We start from the raw sequence: 26,421 nt of genomic DNA on the forward strand, positions 1-26,421 counted from the left end.
CCTATTGTTGAATGGTTAAGTTGTTATTGATTTTCTTTGGCTGTAGCGTATTTAACGACTGCATGAGTGTTGGCAGCCTGTCTCTTTTAATGGTTCCGGTTAGCGTGATCTCACCATTGTTTACGGTAGCTGTTACGCCTGGGAAGTCTTTTGTAGCGTCAGTTACCCCTTTTTTTAAAGCATCGTCGCTGGAAATGGTAACAGGTTCTGTAGAGGTAGTTGTTTCCGGGGTGGTGGTTGTAGTGGTAGTCGTTGTATCTACCTTCTTTTTATTTCCGCACGACTGTAACGTAAAACCAGCTAAAAGCATAACCCCTAGGCTTAGGGGAACAAAAAATCTTTTCATGAGCTTAATTTTAATTTGAGGTAAATATTGGCTCAACACTGCTACAACTCTTATACCAGACAAGGGCCAGTGCGTACCCCCGGCCCCTAAAGGGGAGGGCAGCGCGGCAGAATCCAGTCAATAGTTGTTGGTCAGTGGGGAAGGTTTAGTGAAGTAGTATAGGAGGATGGTAGGAGGAGTAGAGGAGGATATCCTCTGTAACTCCCCAGTAAGGGAGGCTCATATAACTGGAATTTGGAATTTGTCTTTTGGAATTTAATAGCGGTCTGGGGTGTGGTCTCTCCCCTTTAGGGGCTGGGAGCGGGTGTTAGCCTACTCACCACTGACCATTCACGAGCCTGGCTGCTGCCACGCCGCCCTACCTATCTCCCTAGTCTCTTGTACCTCTCCTGTACCTAGTCTGTACCTAATCTGTGGGTGTTCTGTAGGTAAGTCCGTACTAACTGCACAGATAAAGCCCTCTACCTGCCTTCCACATTCACTACTCCTCCTTAGATAAGCCTATACAACTTCTACTTACATCCCTAAGTCATAAGTAAAATAAATAATACAACTGCTTGAGATCCAGGCTAAAGGGCAGAACCTTAAAGATATAAATTAACCCTCCTGGGCATAGCATAACAGCTAATGTTGATGAATAGTACCAGCTTGCATGCGTAAAGTGACCCATCGGCAAGATCAGGGTATAGTCATAATAAGACAAAGCGAGGGCCTATAGAATAGTATGCCCTCGCTTTGTCTTATAAAAGCTTTTAAACATTTGGGATTACTGCCCTTCCAGCTCCATTAACTTCTCAAATACCTGTTCGTATGTAGTATTTAGCTCAGTCAGCTTTGCCAACACTGACTTATACTGCTTTTCAGTATCGGCAAATATGTTTTTGTCTGCGTAGGCTTCGGGAGAACCCAATTTTGCTTCCAGTTGGCTTTTTTGAGCATTTAATGCAGCAATATCTTCTTCAAGCTTTTGAAACAGGCGTTGTTGCTTTTGCAGTTCTTTTTTTGCCTCTTTGTTGATAGGAACATTAGGCGCTGTATTAACAACGGGTTGTGGTGTTATTACCTGGGGTGTTTCTTTTTCCTTCTGTACCTGGCTTTTTGCTTTTGGTTCCGCACCCTGAGCGCCATTTTTAGCCATACGCTCGTTCCAGGCTACCCATTCTTCATAAGTGCCCTTGAACTCCTTGATCTCATGATCTTTGATCTCCCAGATCTTATTGGCAGTTTTGGATACAAAATAACGGTCGTGACTAACCAGCACCAAGCTTCCCTCATAACGCTTCAGTGCGTCAATAAGAAGTTCAGTAGAGTGTATATCTAAGTGGTTGGTCGGTTCATCCAGTAATAAGAAGTTGGCTTTACTGATGATGGTTTTAGCCAAGGCTACTCTTGCTTTTTCCCCTCCACTTAGGACCTTGATTTTTTTATCAATATCATCTCCTCCAAAAAGAAAGCAACCTAATAAGTTGCGCAGCTCTTGCTCTGTTTTTTGGGAGCCGGCGCTTTTCATTTCTTCAAGGATAGTATGCGTTAATGTTAATGATTCTAACTGGTGCTGCGCGTAGAAGGCTTCTTCAATATTATGCCCCCATTTACGTTCTCCTTCAATAGGTTCACTACCATCTATAATTCTAAGAAGGGTAGACTTACCTTTACCGTTAGCACCGATCAGGGCAATCTTATCACCACGCTCAATTTCAGCGGTAGCATTTTGTAAGATCACATTTTCACTGTATCGTTTGCTCACTCCCTTTAGGTCCACCAATACTTTACCCGGTACTTTATCTACTGGGAAGTTGATACGGATGTCTGGACGTTCAATCTCTACATCTTCAATACGTTCTAGCCTGTCCAAACGCTTTACAATACTTTGGGCCTGCGCGGCTTTTGAAGCTTTTGCTTTAAAGCGCTCAATAAAGCGTTCTTGCTGGCGTATGTATTCTTGCTGGTTTTCAAAGGCGCGTTGCTGCAATTCTATCCGTTGTTGCTTCTCTGTTTCATAATACTCATAATTGCCGGTATAGAAATGCAGTTCTTTTTGATACAGCTCTACAATCTTCTTCACCATGCGGTTCAGGAAGTATTTATCGTGGCTCACAATAACCACTGCACCTTTATAGTGTTGGAGGTATTTTTCCAGCCATTCGATGGATGGAAGGTCCAAGTGGTTGGTAGGTTCATCCATTAACAGCAGGTCGGGCTGTTGCAAGATCATTTTAGCTAATAAGACGCGCATACGCCATCCACCGCTGAATTCCCGGTAAGGGCGCTTTAAATCGCTGTTGTTAAAGCCCAGTCCCTGTAAAACTTCTTCAGTTTGATGTTCTATGGTATAACCTCCGGCTTCTTCAAACTCGTGCAGTTTTTCGCTGTACTGCATAAGCAGCTCATCCGTTTCATTTTTAGCCAACGCATCTGTAATTTGGGCCAATTCTTTTTCTATTTGCTTGGCCTTATCAAAAGCATGCATGGCTACCTCAAGGATACTTTCGCTGGTGTCAAAGCTCAGAAGATCCTGGTGTAAATAACCAATAGAGGTATTCCGGCTGCGTTCAACAGTACCTGCAGATGGCTGGTATTCGCCTACAAAAAGCTTTAGTAGGGTAGATTTTCCCGTTCCATTATAGCCAATCAGGCCAATACGGTCATTGGGATGAATGTGCCAGGTCGCGTCTCTTACAATTGTGCGCGCCCCAAAGTCAAATGTTACATTTTGTAGTCCTGCCAGCATACGGTGAAACTTAAGAGCCGCAAAGGTAACCGCTGAGAGGAGGAATTAAAGGGGGATTAACAGGATTTTTTTATAAGGAGAATGTATAATTCTAGTATTTGCCAGGGATAGGAAAGCTTAAAGGCCTGCCAAGAAAAAAGGCTTGGTGTTAGACAACCAAGCCATTAAACTGCGCTAAGATGAATTTATGGTACATCCCACCAAACCCTGGTTTTAAGTGTTTCAAATGGAATAGGCACCCCTGGACCAGCTTCCAGAGCTGCGCGGTTAAGGTTGATTTCCAATTGTGGATAGGGAAGTCTCCGAGGGATCACACCACCGGTTCTATTTGTTCCGTTATTTACTATAGCAGGAAAACCTGTTCTTCTCCAGTCAACCCAGGATTCATAAGGAGCCTGATACATGGTGATCCATTTTTGTTCCATTATCCGTTTTAATGTATTGTCAAAAGCAACGTCTGGTTTAGCCAAGTAGGCAGCTGCGCCAGTAAGTCCTAAAGCCTCAAAATCCTTTGTAATGGCTGTATTATAAGCAGTGCCAGCCGCAGCTAAATTGTTAGCTCTGAAACGTACTTCAGCAATGATGAACTGTACCTCTGCTGCGCTCATTAGTACAACAGGCGAGTTAATAGATGCATAGAAAGAACCTACTCTGGAAAAATAGTTCTGGGCTGCATCATCTAGGTCATTTCCTGGGGTATTTCCCCAATACTGTCCTTTACGGCCTTGTCCATTATTTAGTACTGGAAAAAAATATAACGGAATTCGGGGGTCATTTAAACTCTGCATTTTCGTTACCAAAGTTGCACTAACAGCCATATCCTTTCGTCCGGAGAGTACGTCAAATCCATAAATAGGATTGGCATTATTTGCAGTTGTACCAAATACTAACATTGCATTATCCGCATTATCGGTAATGAGTAATGGGTTGCTGTTCAAAAAGGTTAGAACTGCATTGGGATCTCTCTTACTAATGTGGTTAAGTAGGCGAAGCTTTAAAGAGTTGGCGAATTTTTCCCATTTCACCATATCTCCTCCATAAATAACATCATCATCACCCATCTCTAATCCTGCATTTGATTTAATATTAGTTATTCCGGTTTCCAACATGGTAATAAGAGCAGGATAGATCGTTTCTTGTTTGTCATAACCTGGGGTAATATTTTTATCGTCTTGGAGTGATTGGGTAAATGGTATGTCACCAAATAAGTCAGTTAAAATACTATATGTATATGCTGAAAGTATTTGAGATACGCCAAGATACATTTTGTCGCCTGATACTTCTGCTTTATCACTAATAGATTTCAGGTCTCTTAATGTTACAGAATACAACCGTTGCCACAATCCATCTGATGTTGGAGGTGTTACATCAAACTGATTGTATTCTAATGGTTGGTTTCTATGACCAGCATAATGTTGTACAAAAGAGCCTGTAATTCTGGAAACGTCACCTCCTAAGGTATAAGCAAGCTGAACCTGTGCAGGTGGTAATATTAATTGAATCGGGACATCAGTAAAATTGTTTGGATCATTATTTATATCCAGATTTTTTTTACAGGAAAGTAGTGATGTTAGAGATATCAACACTACCATGCCTAATTTATATGTTGTTTTCATTGCTTGATTTTGAATGGTTAACACTTAAAAGGTCAGTCGAAGATTCACACCGTAACTTCTGGTAGTAGGGAATGACATACGTGTAGCACCTTGTCCATTGCCGGTACCAAATGAACTGGATTCCGGATCCACGTGAGGAACATCTGTGTCTATCCAAAGGTTTCTTCCATAAACACTTACTGTTCCAGATTTAAGAACCTTAGTATTATTGAGTTTGAAGTTGTAGCTCAGGTTGGCTTCACGTAGCTTAACCCAGTTGTTTTTATAGACATATTCTTCATTTCCCTGTGCAAAGTTCCACCAGGTAGCATCACGCTTCACTACTATATCATTAGGCTTATTATCGGATTCTTTAACGCCAGGGAAAATATAATCTTCTTCACGGGTTGCTGTTTTTTTGCTTACACCGTAGAAGTCTAGTAGTTCTTCTGTGCCATTGTATATATAACCACCTTGCCTTGTGTCAATTAAAAAATCAAGTCCAAAGTTCTTAAAGGTAAGCGTGTTTCTGATACCACCAGTCCAATCTGGTTCTGTATGTCCTAAACGTAAACCATCTGCAAAAAGTGGAAAGCCATCGCTATCTACAAGTACGTTGCCGTTGGCATCTCTCTGATATCCGGTTCCTATAATGGTTCCATAGCGTTCACCTTTAACTGCAAAGATGGCTGGGTTACCACTAAAACCACCCAGGTAAATTTGCTCTACGCCCGGATAGGTTTCTTCTACTTTAGACCGTATCCTGCTAAATGTAATGTTGGCATTCCACGTAAAGCCACTTTTCGATTTAACTGGAGTTACATTTAAACCTACCTCAATACCTTGTACTGTAGTTAAACCAGAGTTGACCACGAAGTTAGTAGCACCGGCTGCTGGTGAAATATCTACAGGAACGATACCATCAGTGTTTCTATTATGGAAATAAGTAAAGTCCAGGTTTATGCGTTCTTTTAAAAAACGCAACTCGGTACCTACTTCAATTTCAGCAGTTTTTTCGGCTTTCAGTTTAGGGTTGTTGATTACGTTGTTAAGTGTATAACCAGGTATAGATCCGAATGGGAATACAAAAGGCGCTGAGGCGCTTACAAAGCCATCACCAAAATCAGCTGCAATAGTGTTATCTGGTAATACATAGGTGTTTACAACTTGATAAGGATCTGGATCGCGTGCAGTTTGCGCGTATCCTACTCTTACTTTACCGTAGCTTAATATGGACTTATCAATATTGAACAGGTCTGTAAAGATCAATGAAGCGTTTACGCCTGGGAAAAATAACTTCTATTTTCTTCTGGTAAGGTAGAAGACCATTCGTTTCTTCCTGTTAAACCAAGGAACAGGTAGTTTTTATAGTCAAACTTCAGGTCGCCAAATACACCGACAAGTCTTCTCTTTTCCTGGTACTCAAAATCCGGATCAAATGCCTGAACGTTTGTCATATGTGCCACACCAGGAACAACCAGGCTGGTACCCGTTTGGGTATATTGCTTCAGTCTTCTCTGGAAATAGTCATGGCCGCCGGTAAACGTCATGCCTATATCAGAATTTATTTTTCGGTTAATGTTTACAAAGAACGTAGAGTTTATTTGCTGGCGGTTTATATTGTCATTTGCTAAATTACCATTTGGGTAAGAGCCTGTATGAATGTCTTTAAATGACTTTCGATCATCGTACATCTGGTCTAGCCCCAATCGATAAGCAACATCTAACCAGGGAAGAAATTTATAGCCAAGATTTAGTGCTCCAATGATCCTGTCATCAACAGTATTGAAGAAGGTTTTATTTACAGTCCATAGTGGGTTGTCAAATGATCCTCCTCTAAAGTTGATTTGCTCGCCTGTTTCTTTTTGATAACCGTACCCTTTAATATCCCAGCTAACAGGCATATTGAATAAGGCGAAGAATGGGTTATTACCACTTTGTCCCAAATCAGGAACATCACCCCAGGAGCGTACGTAATTTAAATTGACGCCAGCATTTAATCTGCTATTTACCTGGTTGTTTACGTTTAAACGGATACTTGCTTTATTATAATCCTGGTTGGGAACAATAGATTCCTGGCGGGAGTGTCCTACGGATAAATAATAGTTGGTGTTTTCTCTGCTTTGCGCCAGTGATAAGTTATTGCTATAGGTTACACCTGTTTCCAGGAAATCTTCCCTTGGATTAAACGCGCGAAGTGTTATATCCTTGCCTGCTGCATTACTATGCACAGTTTGTCCTACTATTTTTGGTCCAAAAGAGCGTGATGTGCCTTCTGTATAAGCTGCAGGACTTGTACCTTGTGCGTATATAGTCTGGAATTCCGGCATTCGTAAAGGATCATCAAAGCCGACAGTGCTGCTCAATGTAATGACTGGCGCACCAGCACGGCCTCTGCCAGATTTGGTTGTAATTAAAACTACGCCATTTGCACCTCTGTTTCCATAAAGAACAGCTGCTGCACTACCTTTCAGGATAGACATGGACTCTATATCTTCAGGGTTTATATCTGCAATGCGGTTAGGTGTAGCTACACCTTCTACTTCAGTGCTGCTACCGCTACCATCATTGGCATTACTGACAGGCACGCCATCTATAACAAAAAGTGGTTCATTATTACCTGTAATTGATTTGGCGCCACCGCGTATAATAATTTTGGAGGCTTGGCCGGGTGCACCGCCACTAGATACAACCTGTACACCAGATACTCTACCGTTCAACGAGTTTACAACGTTTTGATTATTGGATCTATTCAGTTGATCGCCTTTAACTTCATCAACAGAATATCCAAGTCCTCTGCGTTGTCTTCTAACACCTAAGGCTGTAACAACTACTTCTTGTAGTTGCCCTTCACCTCTAACCAAGGCCACATTTGCCATATTGCCTGTGACAGATAGGGTTTGAGGCTGAAAGCCAGTGGCTGAAATGGTCAATTGACCATTTGGGCTGAGCTTGATACTATAAGCTCCATTTGCATCAGCTTTAACTACATTTTGCGTTCCTGCTTCTGTTACCGTAGCAAATGGTACCGCTTCTCCTTTATCATCTCTTACGACACCAGTTACCGTTCTGGTTTGGGCAAAAGCCAGCGTACTACAAAGCATCAGCATTGTAAGCAATGAAGTAAAACTTCTCATGAAAGATCAAGTTTAATGGTTAAGTAATTAAGGGTAGGTTTTAAAGCAGTTCCTTGGGGTATTGATAAAGTGCTGAGAAGGGAAGGTGTTAAAGTAAAGCCTAAAAAAGTAGACAGATGAATTAAAATGAACGCTGCTTATTTAAAAACATATTCAAAACAATAGGCTAAGGTGTACCGCAAAATCTGAGTCATTAAAAGCAATATTTTTAATTGTAGGTGTATACAATAAAAGGAGTTGTCAATTGACAACTCCTTTTATTGTATACAAACAACAAGTAAGGCTATAGTACATCCCAAAATAGCTTCACACCAACTACATCTTTACCGCCAGGAATTTTTGAAACCGCTGCATTATAATTGGTTGTGTTTACGTTTTGTTCAGGTATTGGGTACGTGAAGCGTAATGGAACATCGGACACCGCTGAAGCTGGGGCTTTAATGATTGGATAATCTAACCGTCTCCATTCTATCCATGATTCCCAACCTCTATTATAAAGAGCAAGCCACTTCTGCTCGCCAATCAATTGTTTCCAATTTGCTGAATTATAAGCAACCCCTGGTTGTGCAAGGTATGCTGTTGCATCTGCTGCCGTGTTGCCCCAATACGTAATTGATGCTGTTACTGCATTATTATAATGCTCCTGTGCTGTGCCGGGTACATTATATCCTCTTTCTTTTGCTTCTGCCAAGAAAAATTCTACTTCTGAATAATCTATTAGCAAGGCATTGTTATCAGGCCGATAAAACACTGTGCCGGGCTTTGAAAATTGTGCCCAGGGACTGGATGCGCCAGGTGTACCACCTATATAGATACCGCCTGGTTGTGCTTGGAAGTACTCGTTTAACCTTGGGTCTTTGAGTGCATTCATTCTGTCAACAACGGTGCTGGCAGCAACGAAGTCTTTGCGATTACTTTGTACAAGATCATCCCAAACCGGGTTAGTGTTAGGCGGAGCACTAGTGTATACGATGTCAGTGTTTTCAGCATTCGAGCTGATAACGCCTGCTGCAACAGCTGATTCTACTGTAGCTTTTGCTTTTGCAGGGTCTACATCTGCTAGCGTCATACCCATTTTAAGCTTGAATGAATTGGCAAACTTTTTCCAAAGGCTTACATCACCACCATAAAGTAAATCAGCATTACCAAAACTTCCGTGATCTGGATTCAACTTACCAATGGCCGCATCAAGGCGTGTTAGTAAATCATTGTAGATGTCGTGCTGATTATCATATTTAGGCAAAATTTTCTGCGGATCCAATGCCTGTGAATAGGGTATATCGCCAAAACTGGTTACCAAATAATACCAAGTAACGATCTCTGTGATCTCAGCAATGGCTAATTGATTCTGTTGTAAGCCAGCATCTGTTACCTGTTGTGGAATCAGTTTTTTAGATTCCTGAATATCTCTCAAAACATCTCTATACAGATAGTTCCACATTTGCCTTGGAATTTGACGGGTAATCAAGTCATAGTTACTTTCATCTGTATAGGTTGTTTCCTGCCAGTATTGCATGATCAACCTAAAGATGTTTTCATTTACGTTCGTGGAGGTTAGTTCATCCATTAAGTTTACCTGGGCGTTGCTATAGAATGCATATGATGGTGCCGTTAATGGATTCTTTGGGTCCACGTTTATATCCGTTAGATCTTTTTCACAAGCTGCCAACATAAGTATTGGCAGAAAGATCAGTGTTATGAATTTCTTTTTCATTGTGATAAGGGCTTTTAGAATCTAAAACGTAGGTTGAAAGTATAGGTCTTTACAGAAGGGTATGCACCACTTTGCAGACCTTGGAAGTTACCGGCACTGATATTCTCTTCAGGGTCGGCATATGGAAGATCTTTATGAATGATCCATAAGTTGCGGCCAATTAATGAAAAATCAATACTCTTAAATGGATTCAGCTTGCTCATTACTGATTTAGGTAATGAGTAACCTAATACCACTTCTCTCAGTTTTACAAAACTGGCATTGTAAACAAAGGCCTTGTTAGGTTGGCGTCTATAACCATATAAACCAAATTGGTTATTGTCAGCGCGAACTGTGTTCGGCTTGCCATCGGGCGCTACACCTGGTAAAATTACGCCACCACCTTGCGAAAGTGGTAATCTTGAAGGGTTGCCTAAATCATTCAGGCCTGCTGATTCAGGATATAATCCAGTAGCCAGACCATAGTACCTATCGAGGGAGTATACATCACCACCTTGCCGCATATCGATCAGGAAGCTCAGCGATGCATTTTTATAACGCAAGGCATTATTGATACCACCTACCCAATCCGGATTGATATTACCAATCACAATATTGGATGAAGTGGTTCTCATGGGACGTCCATTCGATTGGTTAATGATCGGCTGACCATTTTCGTGATAAATAAAATCGGTACCTCGAATAGTACCATAAGGCTGTCCTAAAGTCGCATTCAGTGTTACGCCACCCTGGAAGTTGGGCACTAACACCACGTTGTCAATCTTAATGCTAGGATCATTTGGATCGGTATACAAAGATTCTACCTTGTTTCTATTGCGTGTCCAGTTCAAATTAATGTTCCAAGAGAAGTCGTGCTTTTGAATGGGTGTACCAAACATTGTAACTTCCCAGCCTTTGTTGCGTACATCACCAGAGTTGAACCACCGGGAGTTATAACCGATAGAAGTAGATAGAGGAACCGGATAGATCTGGTTAAACGTTTTGGCATTATAGTAAGTGGCATCAAAGCCTAAGCGATTCTTAAAGAAGGAAGCCTCTAAACCAAACTCATAACTCTTTGTTTTTTCTGGAAGCAAATTGGGGTTGGCATTGATACCAGTAACTGATACTAGTGGGTTGGAACCAAATGGACTACCAATTTGATAGGTTTCGGTAGTTGCATATGGGTCAGTATCATTACCCACTTCAGCATAGTTGGCTCTAACCTTACCATAGCTCAGCCAGTCGAAATTGCTCAACAATCTGGAGAAAGTAAAGCCACCAGAAACTGATGGATACCAATAACTATTATTACCCTTAGGGAGTGTTGAAGATTGGTCATTGCGGATAGTGGCATCTAAGGTTACCATATCGCGCCATGTAAAGGTTACTCCAGCGAAATTACCCCATACCTGGCGTCTGGCGTCTGATTCAATAGGCGCTGTAATTGGGTTCGTTGTATTAGATAGCGCATAGACCTTTGGAATGATCAGACCGTTGTTTGTAGAGCTCAATATGAATTGGCTGCGTTCTCTGCGGACGTTTGTACCAATTAATCCTTTGAAATTAATATCTGTATTTAGGTCGCGGTCAAAATTGGCGATCAGATCATAGTTGGTCTCATTTACTTTTCGATTTCTTTTGACATAGGAAGATGTAGTAACGCTACCTACAGCTTGTCGTTCTTCCTGTAGTTCATCAAAGGCATCACGAGAAACCCTACCCAATATGCTTAGCCAATCCAGGGGCTTATACGTAACGTTTATATTTCCGAAATAGCGGTCTCGGGTATCGGTTTCATAGTTCTCGTATCGACTGAAATAGGGATTATCCCAATAAATTGGTGTTAGTATATCTGCATCTGTCCAGTTCCAGGTAATGTTTTCATGATTAGCAAAATAGGCGTCTTTTTGTTCTTTAATATCCACGTTCATCTCCCACCATTGACGGAAGTTGGTCATTACGTTTTTGTCATCATAACCAGTACCATAACGACCTTTACCGTTGGTGTTCGTATAGTTGATATTTCCACCTACTGTTAGTTTTGGTACGATGCTATAGACGCTACCAAAGTTGACTATGTTTTTAGTAACAAGACTGTTAGGTAAAATACCTTTATCATCTGTACGTGTATATCCAAGCTTAAATGATCCTTTATCATTGGCGCCATCCACCATAATGCTTTGATTAGAAGAGATGGCTGTTTCTAAGAAAGTAGAAGGATCATTTGCTGCAGCTACCCAAGGCGTAGCTTTTCCATAATTAGGAGAGTTCGGATCAAATGCGTGCCATTGGTATACCAGTAAACTGGGATCAAAGGGGGCACCATAAGAGGCATCTTCATAAAAGGGAGCTACCAGATCATCCACACCATCGCCATTTATATCTCTCTTATCAAAATAGGCATCCTGGTTTGGACCATAGAATGGACCATATCCGGCGCCATAACTGTGTTGATAGGTTGGAAAAGTAGATTTATCATACTTGCCTATGCCTATACTGGAATTTACTGTAACGCCTACACCTCTTACTCCTTTTTTAGTAGTTATTAAAATAACGCCATTGCCACCACGAGAGCCATAGAGGGCAGTAGCAGCGGCGCCTTTTAAAACAGTGATACTTTCAATGTCATCGGGGTTAACGTCTGCAGCATTGCTACCATAGTCATAACCACCACGGCCAACGCTTTGCTGGGCAACACCAGTAACTGGATCTATAGATTTTTGGTTGCTGTTGTTAATAGGAACACCATCAATAACAAACAAAGCCTGATTACTACTAATCATGGTTTTTGTACCCCGTAGTACTACGTTTGTTGAGCCACCTAAAGTGTTAGATTGGCGCATTTCCAAACCAGAGACCCGGCCTGAGAGGTTTTGCATAAAGTTGGAGCTGCGGTTCTTAGAAACATCATCTCCAGTTACTTGTTGTGCTGCATAAGGCACCTGGTTTCTACTCCTTCTTTGTCCAAACGCAGTAACCACTACTTCTTGCAATTGGCCCGTACCTCTTTGAATGTTGAAATTGGCAGTGTTGCCATTTACGGTAATTGTTTGAGGTTGAAAGCCTGTGGCGGAGGCTACCAACTGGGCACCTTGACGTGCTGAAATTGTAAAATTACCGTTTGCATCTGCCTGAACAGCAGTAGTAGAGCCAGCAACAGTAACAGTAGCAAATGGTACAGCCTCCCCGTTTCCTGTGGTGATTTTACCCGTTACGGTAATTGTCTGGGCAATTACTAATGCATGAAAAAGCATTAGCATAAAGACCGCTAATGTGAATCTTTTCATGAAACGTTTAATTTAAAGGTTAAGCAAAAAGGGAGGATTAGCGCTGTGTTTCAGGGGGTTGAACTGGTTTTCATTAGGAAGCAAATAAAGCCTTTGATCAAGTGTAGACACCGATTGTAAAATAAATGCTGCAAGAATGTTACAAGATTGTAAAATTTTATTGGCTAGGATGCGCTACTGGATTACATTTTAGAAGATTGCCAAAGGGGAAAATAGGTTGAGGTCTAATACAAACCAACAGCTTCTTTTCTTTGCATCCTTATCCTGCCGGTTCTTATTCTAAAAGAATTTCCGAACTTCCTCTGTTGTTTGCCTCAGCTATAAATTCTCAATTAGAACATATGACTTCCTAATACTAAGTGCACAGTCTTCAACACGTGTTTTGGTAGGCTGTTCAGCCTACGTAACTTTGTCCAAATTCTGACTTAAATGAAGAAAATTGTATTACTAGTTGTATTGGCTTTGATTGGCGTACTTGCATGGTGGTTATTAGAAACTAAGAAAAAACCAAAAGATGAAACCCCTGATCTGCAACCTGTAGCTGTAAGTAAATACAGCCGGGACTTTATAAATGCAGTAGATACTGCTTTAAACAATTATTATCTTCTATCTGAAACCTTTGTTAATTGGGATAGTACCCTTTTGGCTGATCGGGCCAAAAACCTGCAAACCAATATTGAAAAGGTTCCTTTTGATGAGCTGAAAAAAGATACTGTTATTTATCAAACAGCCACATCTTACTTGGATGGCTTCAAAACAGACTTAGCTACCATTGCTGGTCAAGGTGACATAACAAGCAAGCGCAGAGCCTTTAATACATTTTCAGATAACCTTTATACCCTATTACGTGTTGTTAAATATGATGGTGGTAAAGTGTATATGGCCGAGTGTCCAATGGCCTTTAATGATTCAGAAGCCGCCATGTGGTTGAGCAAGACAGGTGAAATACGCAACCCTTATTTGGGCTTACACCATCCGAGGTATAAAGGGGGGATGTTAGAGTGCGGCGAAGTAAAGGACAGCCTTGCATTTATGGCTCAAACAAAATAACACATGCGCTCCATACTGATAGGACTATTTTGTTTGATGTCGATTGCTGGACAGTCTCAAACCAAATTTGCCATCAATGGATATGTAAGAGATAGCGCCAGTGGTGAAAGCATTATTGGCGCTACTATTGCTGTCAGCGGTCTGACAAAAACGATTACAACCAATCAGTATGGCTATTATTCTATCACATTAGATTCTGGCGCTCATTTGCTCATGGCGTCTCATGTATCCTATTTTGCCAAGCAACTATCCCTTTCATTACAGGCTAGCCAGCAATTAGATTTTTTGCTGACTTCTAAGTCTGCTGCTATGAATGAAGTAGTAGTTTATAGCAGACAAAAAGACGCTAATGTAAAGAATGCCCAAATGGGTAAGATTGACTTATCTATCAGCCAGATCAAAAGCGTTCCTGCCTTTATGGGCGAAGTAGATATTTTAAAGACCATACAGTTGCTCCCAGGCGTGCGAAATGCGGGAGAGGGGAACGCTGGCTTTTATGTGCGAGGAGGTGGGCCAGATCAAAACCTGATCCTTTTAGATGATGCCATTGTTTATAATACAGGACATTTATTTGGCTTCTTTTCCATTTTCAACTCCGACGCTATTAAAAATGTATCCTTAATAAAAGGTGGGATGCCAGCCCAGTATGGAGGGCGCATTTCATCGGTACTGGATATATCCATGAAAGATGGAAATAGTCAAGTGTTTACTGGCGAAGGTGGTATTGGTGCTATTTCTTCCCGTTTGTCGCTACAAGGGCCGATCCTGAAAAACAAGTCGTCGTTTATTATTTCCGGACGTCGCACTTATATAGATGCTTTGCTTAAACCTTTTGTTAGTAAAAAGAGCAATGCTTATGGTTCAGGTTATTTCTTTTATGACCTTAATACCAAGGCCAACTTTCAGCTATCTGAAAAAGACAGGTTGTTTCTTAGTGGTTATTTTGGAAGAGATGTGTTTGCTTACAAGAACGCGCAGCGGTCTTTCCGTGCCGACATTCCCTGGGGTAATTCAACCGCTACACTTCGCTGGAACCATATTTTTAACCGTCGATTGTTTGCCAATACTACATTAGTATATAACGACTATAATTTCACTTTTGGTGCCGCTCAAAACAATTTTGAATTAGCCCTAGCCTCTGGAATAAAAGATGGTGGCGCAAAGATTGATTTTGATTATTACCCTGCAGCAAGGCACAAAGTGCGGTTTGGGGGGCAATCCACTTTGCATAAATTTATTCCCAATGTAGTATCTGGACGGCAGGATTCAGTGGTTTTTAATCCAAGCAATGAAGATGTCAAGTATGCCTTGGAGAATGGACTCTACATTCAAGACGACTGGGATATTACTAGTAAACTGAAGGTAAATGTAGGTTTGCGCTGGAGTTCTTTTTCACAAAAAGGGCCTTATACAAGGTATATAAGAGATCAAAATGAAAACAAGCTCGATAGTATCTATTATTCATCGTTTCAAACCATTAAAAACTACAGTGGCTTTGAGCCAAGATTTACAATAAGGTATACATTAGACGAGTCGACTTCTCTAAAGGCGGCCATTACCCGTAACTTACAGTTCACGCACTTGGTTAGTAATTCCGGCACCACATTACCAACTGATCTTTGGGTACCTAGTACGTTTATGGTAAAGCCACAAACATGTTGGCAATATTCAGCCGGTATATTTAAGAACTTTAATAACAATCAATTTGAAACCTCTTTAGAAGTCTATTATAAAGACATGAGGAACCAGATTGAGTATAAGGAAGGGTATACGCCTGCCTTAAAAGATCCTGAAGTAGACTTTGTGTTCGGAAGGGGCTGGAGCTATGGATCTGAGTTGTTTATCAATAAGGTAAGGGGGCGTCTTACCGGTTGGATCGGTTATACCTTATCGTGGACCTGGCGAAAGTTTGATCAGTTGAATGGAGGTGAGAAATTTCCTGCAAAATATGACCGTCGCCATGACTTATCTATTGTCGGTAACTATGAACTTAGTCCAAAATGGAAGTTGGGTAGTGTCTTTGTATATGGAACTGGTAATGCCACTTCATTGCCTGTTCGATTTTATTTTGTAGAAGGCGTACTTACGCAAGAATACAGCAAAATCAATCAATACCGGCTGGCCCCTTATCATCGTTTAGATATTTCCGCTACATATACACCCAGACCTTTTAATAAGAAACGATTTCAAAGCTCCTGGGTCTTTGGTATCTATAATGTTTACAGCCGTCTTAATCCTTACTTTGTTTATTTTGATCAAGATGGTAGTATCATTAACGGCGATCTAAAAATTGAGGCAAGGCAAGTTTCTTTATTTCCAATTCTACCATCTGTTACCTGGAACTTTAAGTTTTAAAAGGAATCTCTCAATGTAATAAAAGCGAACATGCTGTTGTGTTGGATTTTTGTATGAGTTGTGCTTTTTATTACATGAGGTGTATGTTCGTTACCGTTATATTATATTTATAATACATGTAATAAATATTTACTACGATTTTAGGGTAGGTATTAGTACTTATGTTAAATTATGTAGATTGATATATAAGCAAAAGAAAAGTTAACGAATTCGGCATTAGATGTTGCACCACTGAAAGGTAGGCCTATACATTTGTTGCAATCAAAACATGCCGTGCTTATATGAAAGAGAAATTCTACTTTCCATCAATTTTCATAAGTATTGCTTTCCTTCTAATTGTCTATCCCTTTACTGGGTATTCGCAAGACAACCTCATTCGTGATTTTGGTTTTAATAGCAATATCACTACTACAAATGGGACTACATATGCTGTAGAAGTATTGAATGACGCCACTAATAAAGGAAAAATATTGGTGGGCGGTTTTTTTAATATCTATGGTGTGCCTCCAGGAACTTCAGTGCCCGGTAAAATTGTACGATTGAATCCAGATGGTTCGGTTGATAACAGTTTTACTGCGCCTACGCTCAACAGTTATTGGGGTGGTGCTGGTGGCGGAATCTATACTATTGCTGTGCAGCCTTGGGATGGAAAAACGCTAATTGGTGGTGAGTTTTCCATTAATTCATCTGGTAAAACTTTCACTAATATAGCCCGCTTGAACACCAATGGAAGTTTAGATCTAACCTTTAATCCGTCGGGTGGGGGTACCAGGGATGGTGGCGCCTTTGGAAAGGTAACTAAGATCCTGGTATTGGATCCGGAGAAACAAATAGTGATAGGAGGGGTTTTGGGTTCATATAATGGTACAACAATCGGAAACAATAAAGGCGGCGTATTAATTGTAAACGAAAACGGAAGTTTATTTAAAGATGCAAAAGTTACTTCTACCAGCGAAGATTGGACTGGTGAGGGGGTGACAGATATGGCATTAGCACCAGACGGAAAAATTGTTATTGCAGGTGAGTTTGGAAGGGTTGACACCTATCTTGCCAGAAGAGTAGCTCGTTTAAACAGAGATGGATCATTTGATGTAACATGGAAGAATGATGGTTATTTAGGAACTGGGCCATCGAACCATGTTACGGCTGTGACTGTACAACCCGATGGAAAAATTTTAATAGGAGGATTGTTTGACTATTACATTGAGTACAATAAAAGTCTTGGTGTAACCAAACAAATATTCCGGACAAGAATTGCCCGTTTGAATGTTAATGGGAAATTAGATAATACATTCAATTATGATGCTATAGCAGGCACCTGGTTGACCAGAGGGTTTAATGCCGAAGTACGTGATATACTTGTTGATTCAAGGGACAATATATTGGTTGCAGGGTTGTTTACAGATTACGGAGGAGTAGGTACTTCAACGGGTAGGATAGCCCGATTATTGTCTGACGGATCACTGGATACGGATTTTAATGCTGAAAATTTTGATGGGGGCGTGTATGCAATTGCATTTCAAGATTGGAAGTCAAATGGTACTTATAAATCTGAAGCGCATCTTTTGGCAGTAGGTACATTTAATAAATATGATGATGTAGGAACACAACAGTATGCAGCACGTTTTACTATAGTTCCTTCATCGCCAGATTTATCTTCATCAGGCGGTGGGGGAGATCCTCCAACACCTACGCCCACTCCATTGGCGAAAACAATTTCCAACTTCAAGGTCGTTAAAATCAATGCTTCTAAAAACAAGCTGACATGGAATGCTTTGCAAACTCAAACAACATATACAGTTGAACGCTCCTTTGATGGACAAAGCTTCCAAAAGATCGCGTCTTTTTACAACACGAATGCAGATGCTGCTTTGTCCTATGATGATGCCCTGAGTCATACAGGAAAAGTTCATTACCGGATAGTAGTAACAGCGGGCAATAATGTAAGTAGCGCTTCTACAACTATTGAGTATACTGGGGTTGTTACAGTGAATATGCTTAATGGAGTCTCCACAAATCTTGCTTTGAAGGAGTTTGTAATCGATATTAGTATTTCATCAAATGATAGCTCAAACCAAACGTATAATCTTTACGTGCTTAATGGTAGTGGACAAAGATTATTGACCAAGTCTTTATTAATGAAGAATAAAACCATTAATGAAACCATATGGTCAACCCAGTCAATGAAAAACTGCCTGGTCATTTTAAAGGATAGTAGTGGTGAAGTATTGAAGAAGGTCTTATTTAAATAATTGTGTGAGCGTTTCAGTGTCTTACAATTACTTCATCTAACAAAGAATAAAAGCCCTGAAAAGGGCTTTTATTCTTTGATTATAAGGGTTGGGCGTTTGGTGGTGGCGGCGAATAAATAAAGCGAACCATTGCATTCTTTTGGTTGGTTGATGTTAAATACAAGTTGTAGCGTTTTGTTCCTGCTGTAACGATCAATAATGCTGTGTTAGGTGGAATGCGCCCCATGTTTTCGGCCACCATTTCAATTTCCTGAAAGGTATTTTGTAAATCGATCTTAATAAAAGTGGTAGCTGCTTTGGCACTGAGTCTTTGATTGGAGAGAATCATTTTTTTGTTTACATAAACAGAGATCGTGTCATCATCGATTTCTCCATTGTCGTAAAAATCTAACCGGATGGTACCGGTGTCAACCTCTATTTCAGGGACCTCTTTAAAGGCAGATTCTTTTACTCGTGTTAGTACTAATTGGCCAGGCTGACAATCGAGGTTGGTGTTCATAACCTTACCGTTCCATTGGCCGGTTAGTGTTTCTTTGTCGCCGCTTGCGCTATACCAAAGCTCATAGTTTTTAATACAGGGTGTGCAGTCAGCTGGTATTTTAAACGTTTGAACAGGGCCTTCATTCATTACCAACTTCTTGTAAGACTGAATATAATGGCCGGTAAATTTTTTCTTTACATAATTCGTAATATCGGAATAGTGGTAGGTTGCGCCATGTACGCTATCGCCATTGATACTAAGTTGTACTTCGATAAAATAAACGGGAAAACACCCACCGGCTTGTTGTGTTAACGTTCCTTTCCAGATGCCATTCAAATCCTGTCCATAGGATAGAATACAGCTAATAATAAGGCAATAGGAGAGGAATATGAGTCTTTTCACTTATGGAAAATAATGCTATTAACTAAGTTTGATTGAAATTTTCGATGAACGGTTTATGGAGTGGATTTCTGATAACGGAATCGTACCATCGCATTTTTCTGTTCTGTAGAAGTAATACGTACTTCGTGACGTGTTTCTCCATCCTGTACTATCATCAATGATGTATTGGGTGGGATGCGTCCCATATTTTCAGCCACCATAATTAACACATGCTCCGGATTCGACTCATCCATTTTTAATTGAATAGTTATTGGGGCAGCTGTCAGTAGCTTGTTGCTTAAAATGGGTTTGTTATCCAGATAAACAGATATGGTATCGCCATCTATTTCTCCATTGTCATACAGTTTAACTGTAATTTCTTCATTGGTAACCGTTAGCGTTTTGGTCAGTTCGTTTGTACGAGCCCGCGTTTGAACAGGAATAGTAACCTTGGGAGCATCAATTGTTTTGGGTGCCTCCGTTTTGGTAATTTCGGTCTTTGGTTGCTCAATCTCAGTAGTCTTGGGCTTGGTGACTGTTGTTTTTTGATCCGGGGTTTTAGCCGGGGTAGTTTTTTTGGCTACTGCTGGTGGATTTTTAGCAGGCGGTGTTTTAGTTGGGCTTGTTTTAGCCGGAGGCGTTTTACTTTTTGCTACTGGAGGATTGGTTGCAGGCGGTTTTGTAGCTGGGGGTGTTTTTACAACCGGATTGTCTCTTAAGAAAGGTTCAATATAAAAATCGGAAGTGGGTACTTTTCGCAAGAAAATACGGCCGCCGCCGCAGTTTCCGCCCTTTTTAATACCTTCAGCAGTACTGGTTTTTTCATAGGTACTAGTGTATTCTCCTTCAAGAAACTCTTCGTTTCCTGATTTTACATAGGTGAAATTACACTTCATGATGCAGGCAACAGAACCTGCAGACATGCGTACCTCTACCGTTTTTGTCTCCTGGATCAAGGCTTTTTGGGAGGAATTGGTAAAATAACCCGTTAAGGAAGCTTTCCCATAAAAGCGGGTATCTAAATATGAGTAAGAAACACCAGTAACGCGGTTTGTTTTGTTTTGAATGATTTGGAGTTCAAACTTGTATTGGTCAGAGAAATCAGTAATAAAATAGCCGCGCCAAATGCCAGTAATATTCTGAGCTTTGGCAGTACAAAAAAGGAACAGGAACGTAAATGCTAACAGGACTTGTCGGAATGATCGGTTCATGTCGGTGTGAAATTAAAATATTAACAATCCGAACTTTAATCTTACTCTAGCAAGAGTTTGTTAATTTTGCCACTCATTTTATGGATCAACAAATAAATATAACATTTCCTGATGGTGCTGTACGACAGTATGCATCTGGAATTACGGCTTTGGACATTGCTAAATCTATTTCAGAGGGTTTGGCCAGGAAAATATTAGCGGCTGATGTAGCCGGGGAAGTATGGGACCTTACCAGACCAATTACAAAAGACACGACGGTAAAGTTTCTGTCGTGGGATGACGCTGGCGGTAAGTCTACCTTCTGGCACTCTTCTGCGCATTTGATGGCAGAGGCTATTGAAAGCCTATTTCCTGGCGTTAAGTTTTGGGTAGGTCCACCAGTTGACAATGGTTTTTATTATGATGTTGACCTTGGCGGTCGTTCCATTTCGGAGGACGATCTGCGTAAGCTAGAAACCAAAATGGCTGAGCTGGCCAAGCAAAATAACCCCTACATCCGCAAGCCTATGCCAAAGGCGGAGGCTGTAAACTATTTTACTGAAAAGGGTGATGAGTACAAGTTAGACCTGCTTCAAGGCCTGACTGATGGCGAGATTACGTTTTACACACAGGGTGCTTTTACCGACCTATGTCGCGGGCCCCATATTCCGCATACAGGCTTTATTAAAGCTGTTAAACTGACCAATATTGCTGGTGCTTATTGGAAAGGCGATGAAAAGAACAAGCAGTTAACCCGTATTTATGGAGTAACCTTCCCAACTCAAAAGCAGCTGGATGAATACCTACAATTGCTTGAAGAGGCTAAGAAGCGTGACCACCGTAAGCTGGGTAAAGAGTTGAGCATCTACACCATGGATGATGATGTAGGCCAAGGATTGATCATGTGGTTGCCAAACGGAACGGTTATCATTGAGGAGCTGGAAAAGCTGGCTAAGGAAACTGAATCTGAAGGTGGATATAAAAGAGTAGTGACGCCCCACATTGCCAAAGAAAGCATGTACCTGACCAGCGGTCACTTGCCTTATTATGCAGATAGTATGTACCCCCCCATGGAAATGGAAGGGGAAAAGTATTATCTCAAATCCATGAACTGTCCACACCACCATAAGATATTTGCGGCTGAACCTAAGAGCTATCGCGATCTTCCTTACCGCATAGCTGAATATGGTACTGTGTACCGTTATGAGCAAAGCGGGGAGTTATTTGGTTTAATGCGGGTACGTTGCCTGCATATGAACGATGCCCATATTTATTGTACTAAAGAGCAGTTCTTTGACGAGTTTCGCGCTGTGAATGAAATGTACCAGAAGTACTTTAAGATCTTTGGTATTGAAAAATATGTGATGCGCCTTTCATTGCACTCACCTGAAAAGCTGGGGATTAAGTATGTGAATGAGCCGGAGCTTTGGAAAGAGACCGAAGCTATGGTAAGGAACGTATTGATTGAGTCTAATATTCCTTATGTAGAAGTACAGGATGAAGCTGCCTTCTACGGTCCAAAGATTGACGTTCAGATCTATAGCGTGATTGGAAGAGAGTTTACTTTGGCAACTAACCAAGTGGATTTCTCTCAAGGTCGTAGCTTTAAGCTGGAGTATACCTCTCAGGATAACCAGGCAGAAACGCCATTGATCATCCACCGTGCACCACTGGGTACGCACGAACGGTTCATTGGCTTCCTACTGGAGCATTATGCTGGTAAGTTCCCTACCTGGTTGGCGCCACAGCAGGTAAAAATCCTTCCGATCTCAGATAAATTCATGGATTATGCGAAAGAGGTTTTAAAGAAATTGAAAAAAGCAGATATTCGTGTAGAGATTGATGACCGTAACGAAAAGATCGGTAAAAAGATCCGCGATACGGAATTACTGAAGGTGCCTTACATGCTGGTAATTGGTGAAAAAGAAATGAATGAAGGAAAAGTAGCCATACGCAGACAGGGTAAGGGTGATTTAGGCGCGAAATTGGTAGATGAGTTTGTTGCTGAAATTGTGGAAGAAGTAAAAGAAAGAAAAGGTGAGTAAGCCTTGTATATCTGGCATCAGATTTATTATTTTACCAAAAACTTATTTTTACATAGAAACGCACAGGCTAAGCCAATAGTTTTGTGTCGTCAGATTTATAATTATTAACTTAAAAAACGTAAATGGCATTACCAAACAGAGGTGGAATTAACAAAGGTGGCTTTAAAGGAAGATTTGCTCCCCGTAAAGAAGCAGAACATCGTATCAATCATCACATCCGTGTCCCGCAGGTTCGATTAGTGGGTGACAACGTAACTGTTGGAATTTATTCTACTCAAGATGCTATGAAAATAGCCCAGGAGCAAGAACTGGATTTGGTTGAAATTTCCCCACAAGCAGACCCACCAGTTTGTAGGGTCATTGACTATAATAAGTTCCTGTACGACAAAAAGAAGAAGGAAAAGGAAATGAAGGCGAAGGCCAAAACAACGGAAATGAAAGAGATCCGTTTTACGCCTAACACCGATGACCATGACTTTGACTTCAAAGCAAAACACGCCGAAGCTTTCTTAAAAGAAGGCAATAAGGTGAAGGCCTATGTGCAGTTCAAGGGCCGTGCTATTCAATTTAAAGACAGAGGAGAGCTGTTGTTGTTGAAGTTTGCTGAGCGTCTTGCCGATTTCGGTTCATTGGAAAGCATGCCTAAACTGGAAGGTAAGCGTATGTTGGCCATCTTTACGCCAAAAACCACTAAGAAGAAAACTGAAAAAGCACAAGCTTAATTTTTTATTCTGAATATGAATCCGCAGCCATCAAGCTGCGGATTTTTTATTTTTGGCCAATGAATATTGACCAACTGCGTTCTATTTGCCTTACATTACCTGCTGTAAATGAGGGTGTTAAGTGGGATAATGACTTGGTTTTCTCTGTCGGTGATAAAATGTTTTGTGTAGCAAGTCTGGAACCTCCATTTAAATGCTCCTTTAAAGTGCCGGATGAGGAATTTGAAGAGTTAAGCACCCGGCAAGGCTTTCAGCCAGCCCCCTACATGGCCAGGGCTAAATGGGTACTGGTAACCCAGCCATCTGTATTGCATAAGAGTGATTGGGAGGCTTACATTAAACAAAGCTATGGGCTAGTAAAAGCCAAACTAACCAGGAAGCTAAGGGGGGAGTTGGGGATAGATTAGCTGATGATGGTTGACAGGTTAACAAGTTGATAAGTTGACAAGGAGGAGGTCAATGGTGAGTGATGAGTGGTGAATGGTGAGTAATGAGTGATGAGAGCCGCTGTAATGGACCTGTAGTGAATGGATATAGGAGGTAGAGTGAAGGAGTAGAGGAGGATATCCTCTGTAACTCCCCTATAACTCCTCTGTAACTCCCCTATAAGTGGGCAACAGATTAGGGGAATTGGGGTGGTAGTTTTGGATTGGGGAACGGAAGATTGGGAATTTAGCTATTGGGATTTGGTGTTTGAGAGTGAGACTAAGGGTAAGTATTAATAATACATTAACGGCATTGCTTGGTAAAGTAGCCCGAAGATGTTTTGTTCCTTTTTTAATATGGATGCTTTTTCTTACTTTTGCGCTCCCAAATCCAAGACTTTGGTGGCGGATGAGGGGATATTGCCTGAAGAGGCCCCAAAAGTTTCCTCCAGTGAGGAGCGCCTCAAGGGTGTAATTATTAATCGCATTTTGAAATGCCAAAGGTTAAAACGAACTCCAGTGCTAAAAAGCGTTTTAAAGTAACAGCAACTGGAAAGATCACTCACCAACGTTCTTTCAAGCGTCACATCCTGACTAAAAAATCTAAAAAGCGTAAACGTGCTTTAGCTAAAGACGGCGTTGTTTCACAATCTCACAAAGATTTTGTAATGCGTTTGTTAAGACTCAAGTAATCAAGATACAAGGCACAAGAATATAAAACCTTGTTGCTTCGTACCTAGACCTTGTTCTTTAAACTTTAATTAATCAACTTTAAACTTATTTAGATATGCCACGTTCCGTTAACGCTGTAGCTTCTAGAGCACGCAGAAAAAGAATATTAAAACAAGCCAAAGGCTTTTATGGCAAACGTAAAAACGTATATACCGTTGCCAAAAACGTTGTAGAAAAAGGTATGACTTACAGCTATGTAGGTCGTAAACTGAAGAAGAGAGAATACCGTCGTCTGTGGATTGCCCGTATTAATGCGGCTGTTCGTGAAGAAGGTTTGACTTATTCTCAATTCATCAACTTGCTGAATACAAAAGGCATCACGTTAGATCGTAAAGTGTTAGCTGACTTAGCGATGAATAACCCTGAGTCTTTCAAAGCTCTGGTTGGCCAGGTTAAGTAATTAACATGCTATAAACAGATTTTAAAACCGGGTGCAGTTTTTGCACCCGGTTTTGTTTTTTATAATGAGTAACATATACTTTTGTTTAAAATAACAATCTTGTTCACTGAACAATCCATTTACCGTTAGATGAACAATACATACCTTGGTCTCGTTGAGCAAACCTTCAACTTTCCCCAAGAAGGGCTCCTGGTTAAAGATAACTCTCTTCATTTCAATGGCCTTGACATCAAAGCACTCATTGACAAGTATGGAACCCCAATGAAGATTTCCTATTTGCCGAAAATAGGGATGCAGATCAATAAGGCTAAGCAGATGTTTGCCAACGCTATTAAAAAGCACAAGTACGAGGGCCAGTATAATTACTGCTATTGTACGAAGAGTTCTCACTTCTCTTTTGTGGTAGAGGAAGCTTTAAAGCATGGGATTCATTTGGAGACGTCTTATGCATATGATATTGAGATCATCAAAAAGCTTTACGAAAAGCGTAAGATCACAAAGGACATCTTTATTATTTGTAACGGTTATAAGCAAAAAGGATATACGCGCCGTATTGCACAATTGATCAATAGCGGCTTTAAAAATGTTATCCCCGTTCTTGATAATAAGGAGGAGTTGAATGCCTATAAAAGAGCTGTTAAAGGGCCATTCAAGCTTGGAATCAGAGTAGCAGCAGAGGAGGAGCCAACGTTTCCATTCTACACCTCTCGCTTAGGTATACGCGCAAAGGATATCCTGGAGTTTTATGTAGATAATATTGAAGGGTATGAGGATAAGTTCCAGTTGAAGATGCTTCATATTTTCCTGAACAAGGGTATCAAGGATGATATTTATTACTGGTCAGAGTTAAACAAGATCATTAACCTTTATTGCCAGTTAAAAAAGATCTGCCCTGAGCTGGATTCTTTGAACATTGGTGGTGGTTTTCCAATCAAGCACTCATTAGGCTTTGAATATGATTATCAATTCATGATCAATGAGATTGTTGGAAACATTAAAGCTGCTTGTAAAAAGGCAAAGGTGCCAATGCCGAACATCTTTACAGAGTTTGGTTCCTATACAGTAGGTGAGAGTATGGCTCATATCTATAGCGTTATAGGTCAGAAAACGCAAAACGACAGAGAAATCTGGTATATGATAGACTCTTCTTTCATAACCACTTTACCGGATACCTGGGGTATCGGAGAGCGCTTCCTGATGTTACCAATTAATAAGTGGGATCAGGAACCACAACGGGTAGTGCTAGGGGGTATTACCTGCGATAGCCATGATTATTATGATTCGGAAGAGCACATTAATGAAGTATTCTTGCCAAAGGCTAACGGTGAGGAGCCGTTGTATGTCGGATTTTTCCATACTGGTGCTTACCAGGATCAGATCAGTGGTTATGGTGGAATCAAGCACTGCTTAATTCCTTCTCCAAAGCACATTATCATTGAGCACGACAAAAATGGTAAGCTGGTGGATTGGGTATATGCGAAAGAGCAAACTGCTCAGAGCATGCTGAAGATTTTAGGTTATATTAAGTAGGCTTTACCGCTGATGTAATTTGATATTTAGGAATACTTCATGTTCTTATTTTTAAAGAAAAAGAAC

Annotated in this window: 18 protein-coding genes; 9 read left to right on the forward strand and 9 right to left on the reverse strand. The window is 40.8% G+C overall.

Annotated features, from left to right (window positions below):
- Position 1: 1 nt before the first annotated feature.
- The 7 genes from SY85_RS01060 to SY85_RS01090 all read right to left on the reverse strand — a co-directional run bounded on the left by SY85_RS01060 (position 2) and on the right by SY85_RS01090 (position 12,792).
- On the reverse strand, positions 2-346 hold the full coding sequence (locus SY85_RS01060) for a hypothetical protein (protein WP_066401375.1): 345 nt from the start codon (positions 344-346) through the stop codon (positions 2-4).
- A 766-nt stretch (positions 347-1,112) separates the two neighbouring features.
- The gene (locus SY85_RS01065; protein ID WP_066401376.1) at positions 1,113-3,077 is read right to left on the reverse strand and encodes an ABC-F family ATP-binding cassette domain-containing protein; all 1,965 of its coding nucleotides are present in this window, start codon (positions 3,075-3,077) and stop codon (positions 1,113-1,115) included.
- Between the two features lie 185 nt (positions 3,078-3,262).
- The gene (locus SY85_RS01070) at positions 3,263-4,693 is read right to left on the reverse strand and encodes a SusD/RagB family nutrient-binding outer membrane lipoprotein (protein ID WP_066401377.1); all 1,431 of its coding nucleotides are present in this window, start codon (positions 4,691-4,693) and stop codon (positions 3,263-3,265) included.
- Positions 4,694-4,717: 24 nt separating this feature from the next.
- Positions 4,718-5,941, reverse strand: coding sequence for a SusC/RagA family TonB-linked outer membrane protein (locus SY85_RS01075; protein WP_066401378.1), 1,224 nt, complete (start codon positions 5,939-5,941; stop codon positions 4,718-4,720).
- Between the two features lie 8 nt (positions 5,942-5,949).
- The gene (locus tag SY85_RS01080) at positions 5,950-7,809 is read right to left on the reverse strand and encodes a SusC/RagA family TonB-linked outer membrane protein (protein WP_066401379.1); all 1,860 of its coding nucleotides are present in this window, start codon (positions 7,807-7,809) and stop codon (positions 5,950-5,952) included.
- 283 nt (positions 7,810-8,092) lie between these two features.
- Complete coding sequence (locus SY85_RS01085; RefSeq protein ID WP_066401380.1) at positions 8,093-9,523, reverse strand: SusD/RagB family nutrient-binding outer membrane lipoprotein; 1,431 nt, start codon at positions 9,521-9,523, stop codon at positions 8,093-8,095.
- 14 nt (positions 9,524-9,537) lie between these two features.
- The gene (locus tag SY85_RS01090; protein ID WP_066401381.1) at positions 9,538-12,792 is read right to left on the reverse strand and encodes a SusC/RagA family TonB-linked outer membrane protein; all 3,255 of its coding nucleotides are present in this window, start codon (positions 12,790-12,792) and stop codon (positions 9,538-9,540) included.
- 429 nt (positions 12,793-13,221) lie between these two features.
- On the opposite strand from SY85_RS01090, the gene SY85_RS01095 reads away from it, so the two are divergent.
- The 3 genes from SY85_RS01095 to SY85_RS01105 all read left to right on the forward strand — a co-directional run bounded on the left by SY85_RS01095 (position 13,222) and on the right by SY85_RS01105 (position 18,449).
- Positions 13,222-13,842, forward strand: coding sequence for a DUF3347 domain-containing protein (locus tag SY85_RS01095; RefSeq protein ID WP_066401382.1), 621 nt, complete (start codon positions 13,222-13,224; stop codon positions 13,840-13,842).
- Positions 13,843-13,845: 3 nt separating this feature from the next.
- Positions 13,846-16,197 (forward strand): TonB-dependent receptor, encoded by a 2,352-nt coding sequence (locus SY85_RS01100; RefSeq protein WP_066401383.1) that lies wholly within the window; start codon positions 13,846-13,848, stop codon positions 16,195-16,197.
- A 281-nt stretch (positions 16,198-16,478) separates the two neighbouring features.
- Positions 16,479-18,449, forward strand: a complete 1,971-nt coding sequence (locus SY85_RS01105) for a delta-60 repeat domain-containing protein (RefSeq protein ID WP_066401384.1) — start codon at positions 16,479-16,481, stop codon at positions 18,447-18,449.
- A gap of 79 nt (positions 18,450-18,528) precedes the next feature.
- On the opposite strand, the gene SY85_RS01110 is transcribed toward SY85_RS01105, so the two are convergent.
- Entirely contained in the window at positions 18,529-19,332 is an 804-nt protein-coding gene (locus tag SY85_RS01110; RefSeq protein WP_066401385.1) for a hypothetical protein, read from the reverse strand.
- A 53-nt stretch (positions 19,333-19,385) separates the two neighbouring features.
- Entirely contained in the window at positions 19,386-20,522 is a 1,137-nt protein-coding gene (locus SY85_RS01115; RefSeq protein WP_066401386.1) for a hypothetical protein, read from the reverse strand.
- An 80-nt stretch (positions 20,523-20,602) separates the two neighbouring features.
- On the opposite strand from SY85_RS01115, the gene thrS reads away from it, so the two are divergent.
- From thrS to SY85_RS01145, 6 genes are all read left to right on the forward strand, one after another.
- Positions 20,603-22,546, forward strand: coding sequence for a threonine--tRNA ligase (thrS, locus tag SY85_RS01120; protein ID WP_066401387.1), 1,944 nt, complete (start codon positions 20,603-20,605; stop codon positions 22,544-22,546).
- A 122-nt stretch (positions 22,547-22,668) separates the two neighbouring features.
- Positions 22,669-23,268, forward strand: coding sequence for a translation initiation factor IF-3 (gene infC / locus SY85_RS01125; RefSeq protein ID WP_066401388.1), 600 nt, complete (start codon positions 22,669-22,671; stop codon positions 23,266-23,268).
- Between the two features lie 59 nt (positions 23,269-23,327).
- Positions 23,328-23,675 carry an MmcQ/YjbR family DNA-binding protein gene (locus tag SY85_RS01130; RefSeq protein ID WP_066401389.1) on the forward strand — a complete coding sequence of 116 codons (348 nt, stop codon included), beginning with the start codon at positions 23,328-23,330 and terminating at the stop codon, positions 23,673-23,675.
- Between the two features lie 512 nt (positions 23,676-24,187).
- Complete coding sequence (gene rpmI, locus SY85_RS01135) at positions 24,188-24,385, forward strand: 50S ribosomal protein L35 (protein ID WP_066401390.1); 198 nt, start codon at positions 24,188-24,190, stop codon at positions 24,383-24,385.
- A 95-nt stretch (positions 24,386-24,480) separates the two neighbouring features.
- Positions 24,481-24,825, forward strand: coding sequence for a 50S ribosomal protein L20 (gene rplT / locus SY85_RS01140; protein WP_066401391.1), 345 nt, complete (start codon positions 24,481-24,483; stop codon positions 24,823-24,825).
- A gap of 129 nt (positions 24,826-24,954) precedes the next feature.
- A complete protein-coding gene (locus tag SY85_RS01145) occupies positions 24,955-26,355 on the forward strand; it encodes a type III PLP-dependent enzyme domain-containing protein (protein ID WP_066401392.1) in 1,401 nt (466 codons plus the stop codon).
- Positions 26,356-26,421: the final 66 nt, after the last annotated feature.

It is taken from the genome of Flavisolibacter tropicus (assembly GCF_001644645.1).
Classification (GTDB): domain Bacteria; phylum Bacteroidota; class Bacteroidia; order Chitinophagales; family Chitinophagaceae; genus Flavisolibacter; species Flavisolibacter tropicus.